Annotated in this window: 15 protein-coding genes; 5 read left to right on the forward strand and 10 right to left on the reverse strand. The window is 69.4% G+C overall.

The genetic code is table 11. The features are described from left to right. Positions 1–37: 37 nt before the first annotated feature. Positions 38–2,593: a phenylalanine--tRNA ligase subunit beta gene (gene pheT, locus LVY72_RS00090; RefSeq protein ID WP_237817415.1), complete on the reverse strand. Its 2,556-nt coding sequence runs from the start codon at positions 2,591–2,593 to the stop codon at positions 38–40. Positions 2,594–2,596: 3 nt separating this feature from the next. Continuing rightward, on the reverse strand, positions 2,597–3,697 hold the full coding sequence (gene pheS / locus LVY72_RS00095) for a phenylalanine--tRNA ligase subunit alpha (RefSeq protein WP_237817416.1): 1,101 nt from the start codon (positions 3,695–3,697) through the stop codon (positions 2,597–2,599). A 156-nt stretch (positions 3,698–3,853) separates the two neighbouring features. Between pheS and LVY72_RS00100 the strand changes: the two genes are divergently transcribed. The 3 genes from LVY72_RS00100 to LVY72_RS00110 are packed head-to-tail and all read left to right on the forward strand — an operon-like array spanning position 3,854 to position 6,031. Further along, a complete protein-coding gene (locus tag LVY72_RS00100; RefSeq protein WP_237817417.1) occupies positions 3,854–4,276 on the forward strand; it encodes an eCIS core domain-containing protein in 423 nt (140 codons plus the stop codon). A 14-nt stretch (positions 4,277–4,290) separates the two neighbouring features. Beyond that, positions 4,291–4,950, forward strand: coding sequence for an SIMPL domain-containing protein (locus LVY72_RS00105; protein ID WP_237817418.1), 660 nt, complete (start codon positions 4,291–4,293; stop codon positions 4,948–4,950). Positions 4,951–4,975: 25 nt separating this feature from the next. Then, a complete protein-coding gene (locus tag LVY72_RS00110) occupies positions 4,976–6,031 on the forward strand; it encodes an Rv2578c family radical SAM protein (protein ID WP_237817419.1) in 1,056 nt (351 codons plus the stop codon). Between the two features lie 25 nt (positions 6,032–6,056). On the opposite strand, the gene LVY72_RS00115 is transcribed toward LVY72_RS00110, so the two are convergent. Next, the gene (locus tag LVY72_RS00115; RefSeq protein WP_237817420.1) at positions 6,057–6,482 is read right to left on the reverse strand and encodes a (deoxy)nucleoside triphosphate pyrophosphohydrolase; all 426 of its coding nucleotides are present in this window, start codon (positions 6,480–6,482) and stop codon (positions 6,057–6,059) included. 80 nt (positions 6,483–6,562) lie between these two features. On the opposite strand from LVY72_RS00115, the gene LVY72_RS00120 reads away from it, so the two are divergent. Then, positions 6,563–7,768, forward strand: a complete 1,206-nt coding sequence (locus LVY72_RS00120) for an MFS transporter (protein ID WP_237817421.1) — start codon at positions 6,563–6,565, stop codon at positions 7,766–7,768. A 66-nt stretch (positions 7,769–7,834) separates the two neighbouring features. Here the strand turns inward: LVY72_RS00120 and LVY72_RS00125 are convergent, their stop codons facing one another. From LVY72_RS00125 to infC, 5 genes are all read right to left on the reverse strand, one after another. Beyond that, positions 7,835–8,812, reverse strand: a complete 978-nt coding sequence (locus LVY72_RS00125) for a cation diffusion facilitator family transporter (protein ID WP_237817422.1) — start codon at positions 8,810–8,812, stop codon at positions 7,835–7,837. A 63-nt stretch (positions 8,813–8,875) separates the two neighbouring features. Continuing rightward, positions 8,876–9,790: a TrmH family RNA methyltransferase gene (locus tag LVY72_RS00130; RefSeq protein ID WP_237817423.1), complete on the reverse strand. Its 915-nt coding sequence runs from the start codon at positions 9,788–9,790 to the stop codon at positions 8,876–8,878. A 24-nt stretch (positions 9,791–9,814) separates the two neighbouring features. Next, entirely contained in the window at positions 9,815–10,453 is a 639-nt protein-coding gene (gene rplT, locus LVY72_RS00135; RefSeq protein ID WP_237817424.1) for a 50S ribosomal protein L20, sunset domain variant, read from the reverse strand. Positions 10,454–10,556: 103 nt separating this feature from the next. Beyond that, a complete protein-coding gene (rpmI, locus tag LVY72_RS00140) occupies positions 10,557–10,751 on the reverse strand; it encodes a 50S ribosomal protein L35 (protein ID WP_237817425.1) in 195 nt (64 codons plus the stop codon). A 149-nt stretch (positions 10,752–10,900) separates the two neighbouring features. Then, the gene (infC, locus tag LVY72_RS00145; protein ID WP_308190639.1) at positions 10,901–12,049 is read right to left on the reverse strand and encodes a translation initiation factor IF-3; all 1,149 of its coding nucleotides are present in this window, start codon (positions 12,047–12,049) and stop codon (positions 10,901–10,903) included. 223 nt (positions 12,050–12,272) lie between these two features. On the opposite strand from infC, the gene LVY72_RS00150 reads away from it, so the two are divergent. Then, entirely contained in the window at positions 12,273–12,710 is a 438-nt protein-coding gene (locus tag LVY72_RS00150) for a DUF1844 domain-containing protein (protein ID WP_237817427.1), read from the forward strand. Positions 12,711–12,824: 114 nt separating this feature from the next. On the opposite strand, the gene LVY72_RS00155 is transcribed toward LVY72_RS00150, so the two are convergent. Next, complete coding sequence (locus tag LVY72_RS00155; protein WP_237817428.1) at positions 12,825–13,673, reverse strand: SseB family protein; 849 nt, start codon at positions 13,671–13,673, stop codon at positions 12,825–12,827. 12 nt (positions 13,674–13,685) lie between these two features. Continuing rightward, positions 13,686–14,429, reverse strand: coding sequence for a bifunctional 1-(5-phosphoribosyl)-5-((5-phosphoribosylamino)methylideneamino)imidazole-4-carboxamide isomerase/phosphoribosylanthranilate isomerase PriA (gene priA, locus LVY72_RS00160; RefSeq protein WP_237817429.1), 744 nt, complete (start codon positions 14,427–14,429; stop codon positions 13,686–13,688). Positions 14,430–14,485 lie beyond the last annotated feature (56 nt).

Raw genomic sequence — 14,485 nt, forward strand, 5'->3', positions numbered from 1 at the left:
CTGGCTCAGTCTTCGGCCGGCTCAGTCTTCGGCCGGCTCAGCGCTGGACGGCGCCGAAGCGTTCGGCGGCCAGCGCGACGGCAGCCGCCCGGGCCTCGGAGGCCTCCTCGGCGGTCAGCGTGCGGTCATTGGCCCGGAAACGCAGGCCGAAGGCCAGCGACTTCCGGCCTTCCTCGATGCCGGAACCGGAGTAGACGTCGAACAGCGCGATGTCCTCGAGCAGCTCGCCCGCGCCCTCGCGCAGTGCCTCCAGCACCTGCCCGGCGGTGACCGCCTCGTCCACTACCAGCGCCACGTCCTGGGTGGCCAGCGGGTAGGTGGAGATGTGCTTGGCCACCACCACGTCCGCTGCGGCGTCGAACAGCGCATCGGCATCCAGTTCAAAGGCCACGGTCCGGGCCGACAGGTCGCGGGAACTGAGCAGCTTCGGATGCAGCTCGCCGGCGTAGCCGACCAGCTGTCCGCTGCGCAGCGACAATGCGGCCGTACGCCCGGGATGGAACGCCTGGTGCGCGCCCTGGCTGACCACCAGTTCCACACCGAGCACGTCGGCGACCAGGCGGGCGCCGTCCAGCGCGTCCGCCCAGTCCCACGGCCGCGGGGTGTGTCCGGCGCCGGCCGGCGAATCATGGCCGGTGAACACCGCGGCGAGGTGCAGCGGCTGCGCGGGCAGCCCGTCGTAGAGCTGGTCCAGCACCTCCTCCGGCGGCAGTTCGCCCAACGGCGGGAGCTCGGATGTACCCAGCTGGCCGTCGGGCAGGAAGACCAGGCCCGCCTCATAGAGCGCCAGGTCGCGGAAGCCGCGGGAGTGGTTGCGCCGGGCGGTTTCCAGCAGCCCGGGCAGCACCGAGGTACGCAGGTAGCCGTGCTCGTCGCTGAGCGGGTTCGCCAGCTTGACCGCACTGCGCCCGGCCCCCGCCTCGGCCACACCGAAGGTGTCGTTGTCGGCCTTGGTCACGAAGGGGTAGGAAAGCACCTCGACGAGGCCGGCGTCGGCGAGCGCCTGCAGAACCCCGCGGCGCTGCTGCTGCACGCGGGTGAGCCCGCGGCCGGGCGGGGCCACCGGCAGGGTCGCCGGAATCTTGTCGTAGCCGACCAGCCGGGCAATCTCCTCGGTCAGGTCTTCCTTGATGGTCAGGTCCTGGCGCCAGCTGGGCACGGTGACCGTGTAGCTGCCCTCATGCTTCCCAACGCCCGCGCCCAGGTCTTCCAGGCTGCCGACGATCTGTTCTTCGGTGAACTCGATACCGATCCGCTCGGCGGCGAAGCCGGCCGGCAGTTCGATGACCACCGGCTCCGGTGCCGTGCCGACGTCGGTGGCCGCGGCGTCGGCGGTGCCTCCTGCCAGTTCGGTCAGCAGGTCTACCGCCCGTTGGGCGGCCTCGTCCGCTACCTGCCAGTCCACCCCGCGCTCGAAGCGCTTGGACGCTTCGGAAGGCAGCTTGTGCCGGCGCCGGGAGCGGGCGATGCCCACTTCCTCGAAGTGGGCGGCCTCGATCAGGACGTTGACGGTGCTGTCCGAGACCTCGGTGGCCGCGCCGCCCATCACCCCGGCAATGCCGATGGCGCCGGAATCGTCGGTGATCAGCAGGTCCTCCGCATCCAGCGTGCGGACCTTGTCATCGAGGGTCTTCAAGGTCTCGCCCGGATTCGCACGGCGCACCACGATCGGGCCCTGCAGCTTGTCCTGGTCGTAGAAGTGCAGCGGCTGGCCCAGTTCGAGCATGACGTAGTTCGAGATGTCCACCACCAGCGAGATGGAGCGCATGCCGGCCAGGCGCAGCCGGGACGCCATCCACGGCGGCGTCGGCCGCGTCGGATCCACTCCGCGCACGGTGCGGGCGACGAAACGGTCGCAGCCGGGCTTGCCGTAGATCGGGGCGGAGTCCTCGATCTTCACCGGATAGCCTTCGCCCGCGGCCCCCTCCGGCACCGCGGCGACGACGACGCCGTCGGCCGGGTCCGTGAACTTGGTGCCGGTGGCGTGCGCGTACTCGCGGGCCACGCCGCGGATCGAGAAGCAGTAGCTCCGGTCCGGGGTGACGTTGATTTCGGCGGCCTCGTCGTACAGGCCGAGCAGTTCGAGCGCGTCCGCGCCGATCTCCGGGTCCAGGCCCAGACGGCCGAGCACGAGGATGCCGTCGTGGTCATCGCCGATGCCGAGCTCGCGCACCGAGGCGATCATGCCCGCCGACAGGTGCCCGTAGGTCTGGCGCGGAGTGATCCGGAAGTCACCGGGCAGCACGGCGCCGGGCAGGGTGACGACCACCTTGTCCCCGGGTTCGAAGTTGTGCGCGCCGCAGACGATGCCCTGCACGCCGGAGGGGTCGATGCCGTCCCCGGCCAGGGTCTGTTCCTGACCCTCGGGCACCACGCGGACCTGGCACCAGTTGATGGTCTTGCCGTTGGACTGCGGTTCCTTCACCGCCGACAGCACCTGGCCGACCACGATCGGGCCGGAGAGCTCGTCCAGCGGACGGTGGACGTCCTCTTCCTCCAGGCCGACCTTGACCAGCTCCGCCATAACATCTTCGGCGGTGGCGTCCGCCGGAACCTGGGCATACTCGCGCAACCAGGAAAGTGGGATTCGCATTGCTTAGATCTCCATCCCGAAGTGTTCGCTGAAACGGACGTCGCCCTCGATCATGTCGTGCATGTCGCTGACCTCATTGCGGAACATGAGCGTGCGCTCGATGCCCATGCCGAAGGCAAAGCCCGAGTAGACCTCGGGGTCGATGCCCGCGGCGCGCAGCACATTCGGGTGCACCATGCCGCAACCGCCCCATTCGATCCACTGCGGGCCGCCCTTGGCGCCGGGGTGCCAGATGTCCAGCTCGGCGGAGGGCTCGGTGAACGGGAAGTAGTTCGGGCGCAGCCGGATGCTCGCCTCGGCGCCGAACATCTGCCGCGCGAAGTGCTCCAGCGTGCCGCGCAGGTCCGCCATGCTCAAGCCCTTGTCGATGGCCAGGCCCTCGAACTGGTGGAACACCGGGGTGTGCGTGGCATCGAGTTCGTCGGTGCGGAAGACCTTGCCCGGGCACAGCACGTACACGGGCAGGTCGCGCTCGAGCATGGAGCGGACCTGGACCGGCGAGGTGTGGGTGCGCAGCAGCAGGTGGGCCTGCGGCGGCTCGACGAAGAAGGTGTCCTGCATCTCCCGGGCCGGGTGGTCCGGCTTGAAGTTCAACGCGTCGAAGTTGAACCACTCCGATTCCAGTTCGGGGCCTTCGGCGATCTCCCAGCCCATGCCCACGAAGATATCGCCGACGCGTTCCTGCAGCGTGGAGAGCGGGTGCCGTGCCCCGGCGCGGCGCCGGCGCGGGGCGGCGGTCACGTCCACCGCCTCCTCGACCAGGATCTGCGCGTCCCGCGCTGCCTCCAGCTCCTCGGTGCGGGCCGCGAGCGCCTGGTTCAACCGACCGCGGGCCGGGCCGATGATCTTGCCGGCGGCGGCCTTGTCCTGCTTGGCCAGCTTGCCGATTTCCCGGTTGGCCAGGCTCAGCGGCGACTTCTCGCCGGTGTGCGCGATCCGCGCTGCCTTCAGTTGGTCCAGGTTGCCGGCGGCCGCGAAGGCGGCGAGCGCGGCGTTGACGGCGTTGCCGACGGCGGCTTCATCCAGCGGATCGGGCACGCCCAGGGCGGGCTCGGCCGGTCCCGCCGGCTGCGGGGATGCGGTCCCCAGGGTGGTTTCAGACATGTCTTCGTTCTTAACTATGGTCGGTTAGTGAGGTCGGTAGCTCGGTGCGGGTGCCCGAAAGCTGGTCCCCGGCACCAATAAGTCTAACGGCCGCGGGTCCCGCCCCACTCCCACTCCCCCGGGCACTTCCCGCACCTAAGGTCCTATGATGTGCGCATGACCCCTCGGGAACGCCTGCGGCAGGCGCTGAACTGGCTCAACCTGTCCACCCCGCTCGGCCTGGCCGTGGCGGCCGGAACCGGCTGCCGGACCGGGCCCGGGCCGCACGGACTGGTCCTCGCCCACGGCTACCGGCTGACGCTGCCGAAGGCCGCTGCCTTCACGATCGGCAATGTGGTGCTTTTCCGTCCCGCCGCGGCCGCCCTGGCCGGCAATCCCGGGCTGCTCGCCCACGAGGCCCGCCACAGCACGCAATATGCCGCCTGCCTGGGCCTGCCGTTCCTGCCGCTGTACGGGCTGGCCGCCCTCTGGTCGCTCTGGCGGACCGGCGATCCGGCCTCGCGCAATATCTTCGAGCGCCGGGCCGGCCTGTCCGCCGGCGGCTATATCGAGCGCCCGCTGCGCGGACGGATCCGGTGACGGAGGTGCCTGTGATGGACGTACCGGTGATGAATATGCCGGCGGGGATCACGGTCACCGGCGTCGGTACGGCCGCGGGCGCCCCGGACCTGCTTCGGCTCAGCCTCGGCGTCGAGGCCACCGCGGTGGGCCTGGCTGACGCACACCGCCGGGCCGCGGAGGCCGCCACACGGCTGCTGGCAGCCCTCGCCGAAGCGGGGATCGGGCCCGGGGACACCGCGACGTCGGTCATTTCGCTGCGTCCGGAAACGTCCTGGCACGACGGCGGCCGGCAGGAGACCACCGGCTACACGGCCTCCACCACCTTCAATGTGACCGTGCGCAATCTGCAGCATGCCCCGGCGGTGCTCGAGGCCGCTGTGGCGGCCGCCGCGGACAGCCTCCGGCTGGGTGGAACCGGCTTCGGTTTTTCCGAGCCCGAAATCCTGGCCACCGCGGCCCGCGCGGCCGCCTGGCAGGACGCACGGACCAAGGCAGGGCAACTGGCGGCCCTCGCCGGACGCAGCCTCGGCCCGGTGCTGCGGATCGAGGAGAACGGCGCCGGCGGCCCGGTTCCGCTGCCGGCCATGCGGGAGTCGTCGCTGCTGGCCGCCGACCTGCCGGTAGTGCCCGGCACCGCCGAGCTCTCGGCCAGGCTCACGGTCACATGGGGCTGGGCGGAGGATGGCCGCTGATTCGAAACTATGTTCTAATATCCCTATGCGTTGGGAAGGCCAGGCCGTCGACTCCGAAGACCCATTGGCGCTGCCGGGCCTGTCGAAGATCGCCGGCTTCGTGCGCAGCACCAGGACGCCGGAATTCGCGGGGGTCACCTTCCACGAGGTGCTCTGCAAGAGCGCCCTGAACCGGGTGCCGGCGCGCTCCGACATGCCGTTCGATTGGACGGTCAATCCCACCCGGGGCTGCCTGCACCAGTGCACCTACTGTTTCGCCCGGCGCACCCATGAGTATCTGGACTTCGATTCCGGACGGGACTTCGACACCCAGATCATCGTGAAGACGAACGTCGCCGAGGTGCTGCGCCGGGAACTCGCCAGGCCGTCCTGGCGGCGCGAGCACGTGGCCCTGGGCACGAACTCGGATCCCTACATGCGCGCCGAGGGACGCTATCGCCTGATGCCGGGCATTATTTCCGCCCTGGCCGATTCCGGGACCCCCTTTTCCATCCTGACCAAGGGGCCGCTGCTCAAGCGCGACCTGCCGCTGCTGGCGGCGGCGGCCCGCAGCGTGCCGGTGAGCATCGGAGTCTCACTGGCTTTCCTGGATCCCGGGCTGCAGCAGCGGGTGGAGCCCGGAACCCCCGCACCGAAGGCCCGGCTGGATCTGGTCCGGACCATCGCCGAGACCGGGCTGGATGTCTCGGTGATGGCCATGCCTGTGCTGCCCTGGCTGACCGATAGCGACACCCACCTGGACGAGCTGTTCGGCCGGCTCGCGGCGGCGGGCGCCTCGCGCGTCACCGCGGGCGCCCTGCATCTGCGCCCAGGCTCGCGGGAGTGGTTCCTGCAGTGGCTCGCGCGCGATTACCCGCAGCTGGTGGATCGCTACCGCCAGCTCTATGCCGGAGGGACCTATGCGTCCAAGGAATACCGGCAATGGCTGGCTGGCCGTGTGGCCTTCTTCCGGTCCCGCCACCGCTTCGCCGGTCCGGCACGCGGTCTGCGTGGCGGCACTGCAGGGCGGGACAGACGCCCGGCCGGCGTGCCGCCAGCCCCCAGCGCCAGCCGGAACACAGCCGAACCGACACTATTCTGATCTGGCATGTACCGACCGGCGGCGCTTAGCGCACGGACTCGAGCACGGCAGCGACGATCGGCAGGTCGGCAGGGATCCACGGCAGGTCATGCAGCAGGCCGGCCTCGAGCGGCACCCAGCGAAGTTCGTCATGGTCCTCCAACGGCTGCGGCTGGCCTGCGGCAACTTCGGCCAGCCAGACGCGCATAGCCGCGCCGGCCGCCAACGGCCAGCCCTGCGGCGACGGACCGGCCACCTCGGCGCCCAGCCGGCTGTCCACACCCAGTTCCTCCATCAGCTCGCGCCGCAGCGCAGCTTCGCAACTCTCCCCGGGCTCGACCTTGCCGCCGGGAAACTCCCACAGGCCGGCATAGCGCTCCGGTGCGCTTCGCCGCGCGGCGAGCAGCAGCGATGGCCGGGCCAGGGAATCCACGATGGCGGCGCCGACAACTTGTTTGAAAGCGTTTTCCACCGTCTGAGTCTAAGGGCTGCAGGTCCGCGGGCCCGCCACTGCCGGCCGGGCAGCAGTGAGCCTGTCCTAGAGTAGTACCCATGCCTTTGCCCCACGCGGAAGCCGCACCAACGACCATCACCAAAGCCTCCGCGGGACCTGCAGTGTTCGCACTCGCCATGGGCGGCTTCGCCATCGGCACCACCGAATTCGCGATCATGGGCCTGCTGCAGAACGTGACCGCTGGGTTGGGCATCAGCATCCCGGCCGGCGGCCAGCTGATTTCCGCCTACGCCCTCGGCGTCGTCGTCGGCGCTCCCGTGCTCGCCGCGCTCGGCGCACGGGTGCCGCACAAGTACATGGCCATCGGACTGATGGCCATGTTCACGCTGGCCAATTTCTCCTCGGTGCTGGCGCCGGACTTCGGCTCGATGCTGGTGACCCGTTTCCTCTCCGGCCTGCCGCACGGAGCCTTCTTCGGCATCGCGGCCGTAATTGCCGCCTCGCTGGTGGCACCGACCCGCCGGGCCCAGGCCGTGGCCATGGTGATGCTCGGGCTCTCAGTGGCCAACGTCCTGGGCGTTCCGGTGGTGACCTGGCTCGGCCAGAACTACGGCTGGCGGCTGATGTTCCTGGCCGTGGCGCTGATTGGTGCCGCCACCATACTGCTGATCCTGCGCTGGGTTCCGTTCCAGCCGGTCCATCAGGAGGCCAGCATCCGGCGCGAACTTGGATCGCTCAAGCGGGGCCAGGTCTGGCTGGCGCTGCTGACCGGCGTCGTCGGATTCGGCGGGTTCTTCGCCGTCTATTCCTACATCAGCCCCACAATGACCTCGGTGACCGGGCTGCCCGAGGCTGCCCTGCCGCTGGTCGTCGGGCTGTACGGCCTGGGCATGGTGCCGGGCAACATCATCGGCGGCAAACTGGCCGACCGCTCGGTCATGGGCAGCATCTACCTGGTCATGACCGCCATCGTGGTGGTCCAACTACTGTTCTGGGCCGCAGCGCCGGTACCGTGGCTGGCAGTGCCGCTGGTGTTCCTCCTCGGCGCCGCCGGCTCCAGCCTGGTCCCCGCCCTGCAGACCCGCCTGATGGATGTTTCGCCGCATGCCCAGACGTTGGCGGCCTCGCTGAACCATTCGGCCCTGAACCTGGCCAATGCGCTCGGTGCGATCCTGGGCGGCCTGGTCATCGCCTGGGGGCTTGGCTACCGGGCCCCGGCCCTGGTTGGGGCCGGCCTGGCGCTGCTGGGACTGGCGGTCGCAGCCCTGAGCGGCTGGCTGGAGCGGCGCCGGGCCCGCGCCTGACGCCGCTCCTTCGCTGATCCGGGACTTGTCCGGGACCTGCCCCGGGCCAACCTGCCGACGATCCAGTCAGGCCGGTGCGGACCCGTCCTGGACCGCCCCGCCGCTGGCGGCCGGACCGCCGGCCCGCGATCCTTCGCGCAGGATGTCCGGCTCCAGGTAGATGATCCGCGCAATCGGCACGGCCGCGCGGATCCTTTCCTCGGCAGCATCAATCAGCCGGGCGATGTCCTGGCCGGAATCCCCCTGGCCCACCGAGATCTTCGCCGCTACCAGCAGTTCCTCCGGGCCCAGGTGCATGGTCTTCAGGTGGATGACCCGGGTAAAGCCGTCTCCGGCAATGGCCTGTTCGATCAAGCGCACATGTTCCCGGGTGGCGGACTCACCCAGCAGCAGGGATTTGGTTTCGACGGCGAGGATGATCGCGATCACCACCAGCAGCAGGCCGATCATGGCCGTACCGGCGGCATCCCAGAGGCCGTTGCCGGTCAGCAGGGTCAGGCCGACGCCGAACAGGGCGAAGACCAGGCCGAGCAGCGCCCCGACATCCTCGAGCAGGATCACCGGCAGTTCCGGGGATTTCGCCGTGCGTACGAAATCGACCCAGCCGCGCTGGCCGCGGAAATGGTTGGACTCGTGGATGGCTGTGCGCAGCGAGAAGGACTCGGCGATGATCGCACCCACGAGCACCGCCAACGGCACCCACCACCACGGACCTTCGATGGGGTGCGGATCATGCCATTTTTCGTAGGCCTCGTAGAGCGCGAACAGGCCACCGACGGTGAACAGCACGATGGAGACAATGAACGCATAGATGTAGCGGTCCCGGCCGTAACCGAAGGGATGCTCGGGACTGGCCTGGCGGGACGCGCGTTTGCCACCGACCAGCAGCAGCACCTGGTTGCCGGAGTCCGCGACGGAGTGGATGGCTTCGGCCAGCATCGACGATGACCTGGTCAGCAGAAAGGCCACAAATTTTAGTAGTGCAATGGTCAGGTTCGCGGATAGTGCCGCGATGATGGCCTTGGTCCCGCCGCTGGCGGCCATGGATCCCCCTCAGATTCGGTTTCGAGTCCTGGCCGGGAAGTCCCGGCCGTCGGAAACCATTATCTACTGGTTCTCCCGGCGCCGTTGTGCGCGGGCGGAAGCATAAAGGCACACCGTGGCGGCGGTCGAGACGTTCAGGCTCTCGGCCTGCCCATAGACCGGCACCGCCACCCGGTAGTCGGCTGCGGCCAGTTCCTGGTTCGACAGGCCCTGGGCTTCGTTGCCGAAGAGCCACGCGCTGGTTTCTTCCAGCGCCGGCAGGCTGCCGTCCAGGCCGGCGCCGGGATTGCCTCCCAGCCGGCGCAGCGCACTGTGGTCCTGGAGGACGTCCAGATCCACGCTGCCATAGCCGTCGGCTGCCAGCAGCGTAATGCCCTGAGCGCGCAGGGCCGGCAATAGAGCGTCCACATCCTGGCCGGTGACCACAGGCAGATGGAACAGTGAGCCGGCGGTGGAACGCACCGCCTTCGGATTGTAGATGTCCACGCTGGAGTTGGTCAGCACCAGCGCGTCGGCGCCGGCCGAATCGGCGGCCCGCAGGACCGTGCCGGCATTGCCCGGATCCTGGACCCGTACCAGCACTGCCAGCAGGCGCGGGCCGCTCCGCAGCACCTGGTCCAGCGGCTGGTCGAGGAAATGGCAGACGGCCAGAATCCCCTGCGGGCTGACCGTGTCCGCCATGGCGGCGAGCACCTCATCCGTGGCCAACCGCAGCGGCACCGTCGCAGCCAGGTCTGCCAGTTCCGGCATCCGGTCCAGGCACGCCTCGGTGGCGTAGACCTCGGCCACTACGGGAGCCTGGCCGGCGGCGGCGCGCTGCCGGTGGGCGGTCAGCGCCTCGCGCACCGCCTGCGGGCCTTCGGCCAGGAACAGGCGCCGCTTTAAACGCACCGGGCGCCCGGCAAGCCTGGCCACCTCCTTTACCCGATCGGCTCGGGGATTGGACATGACCGCCTGCGGGCGCCCGGCAATGCTCATTATGCGGTTATCCGGCCTGAGCGGCTATTCGGCGATCTTCTGGCGTGCCTCGCCACCGGCCGGCTCGAAGCCGGCAGCCTTGGCGGACTCGACGGAGTCGAACCAGTACTCAGCCACAGTCTGCTCGTACCAGGTAGAACCCGGGACGTGGTACTTACCGGACTGGTTGCCCTTGATGACAAAACCCTCGGGGGCCTCTTCGCCGTTGACGGCACGCACGGAGCCAGCCGGGCTGCCGGCGGCCTTGGCCGGAGCAGCCGGATCGGCGGCCTTGGTCCCGGCAGCAACAGCCGGAGCGGAGGTGTCGGCCGGCAGGGCGTTCTTGGCCAGCTGGACCAGCGCGGCAAACGCGGCGGCGTCGGAAACGGCCAGCTCGGCCAGCATGCGGCGGTCGACCTGGATCTCGGCGGCCTTCAGGCCCTGGATCAGGCGGTTGTAGGTCAGGCCGTTGGCGCGGGAGGCAGCGTTAATGCGCTGGATCCACAGGCGGCGGAAATCACCCTTGCGCTTGCGGCGGTCGCCGTAGCTGTACACAAACGAGTGCAGCAGCTGTTCCTTGGCCTTGCGGTACAAGCGCGAACGCTGTCCGCGGTAACCGGCTGCGCGCTCCAGGACAACCCGGCGCTTCTTATGGGCATTGACCGCCCGCTTCACACGTGCCACGTGCGTACTCCTTCAAATTCTTTTTCCCAGGCCATCTTGACGGCCCGGGCAGTTCTGGTGGAAAAGTTCCCGGCGGCAGGCGCCGCGGGACCAAAGGCCCGAGCTAGATGCCGAGCATCCTCTTGATCGTGCGGGTGTCGGCCGGAGAAACGATCCGGTCGCCGGCCAGGCGGCGGGTCAGCGTGCTCGGCTTGTGCTCCAGGTAATGGCGGCGGTTGGCCTGCTGGCGCTTGAGCTTGCCGCTGCCGGTGAGCTTGAAGCGCTTCTTGGCGCCGCTGTGGGTCTTATGCTTCGGCATGGCTGCCGTTCTCCTTACGTCTTCCTCAGGCCCGAAGGCCTTCGGCTCGTGCGGCATCCCGGGACAGGATGCCGGCTCTTTAACATGGCTGCCGGACTGCCCGGGCGGCCTGAGGCCGCCCGGCAGTTCCAGATCAACGTGGCCCGGGTTCAGCTCTTGGAGCTGCCCCGGCCCGCGGGCTTGGGTGCTGCCGGCCGGGCAGCGGGCTTGGGGATGGCCGTCGGCTTCGGAGCCGAGGGCTTGACGTCTCCGGGCTTGGGCGCGGCGGGCCTGGGTGCCGGAGCCGGGGCGGCCTTGGGAGCCGGTGCCGGTGCCGGAGCAGCCTTCGCGGCCGGAGCCGGGGCGGCCTTGGGAGCCGATTCCGGCGCTGCCTTCGCGGCCGGAGCCGGAGCCGGTGCGGCCTTAGGAGCCGGTGCCGGTTCCGGCGCTGCCTTCGTGGCCGGAGCCGGTGCAGGGGCGGCAGGCGCCTCCGGAGCTTCAGCAGCAGACTCCTCGGCCGGCCGGCTCAGCTCCTCGGCTGGCAACAGATCGGCAGGCAACAGATCCGCCAGGCTCTGGGTCAGCGGGGCCTGCTCGGAAGTGACGTCAATCCGCTCGCGCGGAGCACGCTGGCCTCCGGTATTGGCCCCGTCGCCTGCCTGGCCTGAGGCCTTGGCTTCGTTGGCAGCCTTGGCCTCGGCCTTCTGGGCCGCCCGTCGGGCTTCGGCCTTGGCCTCAGCCTTGTTCTTGACCGGCCCGATCACCATCACCATGTTCCGGCCATCAATCCGGGGGCTGGACTCGATCACGCCCACCTCGGCAACGTCCTCGGCGAAGCGCTGCAGCAAGCGGATACCCATTTCCGGGCGCTGCTGTTCGCGGCCGCGGAACTGGATCATCGCCTTGACCTTGTCCCCGGCACCGAGGAACCGCAGCGCATGGCCGCGCTTGGTCTCATAGTCGTGGGTGTCGATCTTCAGGCGGAACCGGATCTCCTTGAGAACCGTGTTCGTCTGGTTCTTTCGCGCCTCACGGGCCTTGACAGCAGCTTCGTACTTGTACTTGCCAAAATCCATGAGTTTACACACCGGAGGCTTGGCCTGCGGTGCAACCTCAACAAGATCCAGATCTGACTCGGCAGCCAGCCGGAGGGCGTCCTCGATGCGGACAACCCCGACCTGCTCACCCGCCGGTCCTACCAGCCGCACCTCGGGGACGCGGATTCGATCATTGATTCGTGGCTCGCTAATGTGTAGCTCCTGTTTTCCTGGTAACGGGCACCGCCTGCAAAAGAAGAAGGCCCCCAATTGCAAGCGCAATCGAAGGCCCCGCCACGGCGCACCCGCCCAGGTTCCGGGCTGGCGCTGCACAGCCACAGATCCCGAGGGATCCTGTGCCGCATACTGCCGACGCGACCCGGCAGCTCTGGAAATCCATGCCGACGGGTGGGAGAGGTCTCCGCTTGCAAACTGATTCCCGTACCGCCCGATCTTCAGGCAGGCAAATACCGGGTTTCAATCGGTCTGTGACAAGCTTACCAGTATGAGCACGTCAGATAACAATCCGTCCGCAGAGCCCGCGGAGTCCATCCACCGCCACAGCTTCGATTCCCAGCCGGCGCCGGCTGCGCCCAGTGCGGCCGAAGAGGAAGTGCGGGCCCAGATGCGCGACATCGCCGAAGTCCCCGCCGTGGAAGTCATCACCACCGCCGCCGTCCACCTGATGAGCGCCGCGGCGGTCAAGTGCGGCCTGGCCGCCGGCGAGGACGCGGAGGAACTCAAGGACCTGGACGAGGCGCGCAAGCTGATCACGGCGCTGGCCGGTTTCGTCACGGCCGCCGCTCCGGAGATCGGCAGCCAGCATGCCGGACCTTTGCGCGACGGCCTGCGGTCCCTGCAGCTGGCCTTCCGTGAAGCCTCGCCGATCCCGGACGCACCGGGCAAGGGCCCGGGCGAGAAGTTCACCGGACCGGTGAACTGACCCTCCAGTTCCCCGCGGATCCAGTAAAAGCCTTGTCCGGCGCCGGCGTTGTCCGGCGCCGGACGTTTTGCCGGCCGGCACATCCCGGACTGCCGGAATGTCCCGGCTGCGGCGTCAGCGCGTGAACTTCACTTCCAGGGAGTCCACGCGCTCGGCAAACTGCTGGTCGGCGGCCAGGCTCTGCTGAATGCGCCCCGCCATCGCCTGCAGCTCGGCCGGCCCGAGGCCGTCCCTAACCTGCAGCACCAGGGCAAGTTCCGGGCCGGACCCGCCGCCGGCCACGATGCTGCCGCCCGCCGTCCGGCTGGCCACGCCGCTGCCCGGGGCCAACTGGGCGCGCAGTACGTCCGGCTCCCCCGCGACCGCCGCACCGACGGTGTCGGTGAGGGATTCGTCCTGGTACGACGGCGTCCAGGCATGCTGCTTGGCCAACGCCCAGACCGCGGGGCGGCGGATCACGACGGTCAATTCCGCACCCGGGTCCAGCACCAGAAGCTCCGCCTTTTCGGCCACCGCGGACAGCGCAGCACGCGGCGCAAAGACGGCCACCGGCCTGGCCTCCGGGTGCCAGGCGGTCAGCGCCGCCGTCGTGGTGAAGACCGGCATGGCCCGTCTGCCGTCCGGTGCCTGCAGGGTAACCAGCGCCATATCCGCCTGCTTGTCCTCAGTCAGGCCATGGGCACCGGCCGCCTCCTGGGCCAGCTGGGCCAGGACCGGGACGAAGACCCGTGCAGTGGCCAGCGCCGCCACCACGGCGGCCTCGGTCCCGGTCCCTGCCAGCAGCGCCGCACGCGCCGCCAACACGCCGGCGTCCGCCGCGCCGTCGTCCCGGTCGAACTGGTGCAGCGGGTTGCCCGGGCCGCTGAGGTCCCGGCCCTGCCAGGCGATGCCCGCCGAATCCGCCGACCCTCCGGCGGCGGCCAGGGCCGCGGCGATATGGCCGGGCAGTTCGCGCTTTTCCACCGTGCCCGCGCCCTAGCGCCGTCCCGCGACGTCGAGCGCCTGCGGCAGGGTGAATTTGCCAGCGTACAGGGCCTTGCCCACGATGGCGCCTTCGACGCCGTGCGGGACCAGGCTGCGCAGCGCGGCAAGGTCGTCGAGGCTGGAAATACCGCCGGAGGCCACCACCGGCTTGGCCGTGCGGGCGGCTACTTCCTTGAGCAGTTCAAGGTTCGGGCCCTGCAGCGTCCCGTCCTTGGTAACGTCGGTGACGACGTAACGGGCGCAGCCGGCATCCTCGAGGCGCGCGAGCACCTCCCACAGGTCCCCGCCGTCCTTGGTCCAGCCGCGGGCAGCCAAGGTAGTACCGCGAACATCAAGGCCGACGGCGATAGCGTCGCCGTACTTGTTGATGGCGCGCGCGGTCCACTCCGGGTTCTCCAGCGCAGCGGTACCTAGGTTGACGCGCGCTGCCCCGAGCTCCAAGGCACGGTCCAGCGACGCGTCGTCGCGGATGCCGCCGGAGAGCTCCACCTTGATGGTCAGTTCGGACACCACACGCTGGAGCAGCTCGCTGTTGGACCCGCGGCCGAACGCGGCGTCCAGATCCACCAGGTGGACCCATTCGGCGCCGTCATTCTGCCAGGCCATGGCGGCCTCCAGCGGGTCGCCGTAGCTGGTTTCGCTGCCCGCCTCGCCCTGGACCAGGCGGACGGCCTGGCCGTCCGCTACGTCCACAGCCGGCAGCAGCTCGAGGATTTCCGCTGTATTCGTTGTCATGTTCATCCGCTTTCTCCGCAGCTTGTTCCCAAGCCCACGGAAGGTTGCCAGGGACG

The sequence above is a fragment of the Arthrobacter hankyongi genome, from assembly GCF_022012395.1.
Taxonomy (GTDB): domain Bacteria; phylum Actinomycetota; class Actinomycetes; order Actinomycetales; family Micrococcaceae; genus Crystallibacter; species Crystallibacter hankyongi.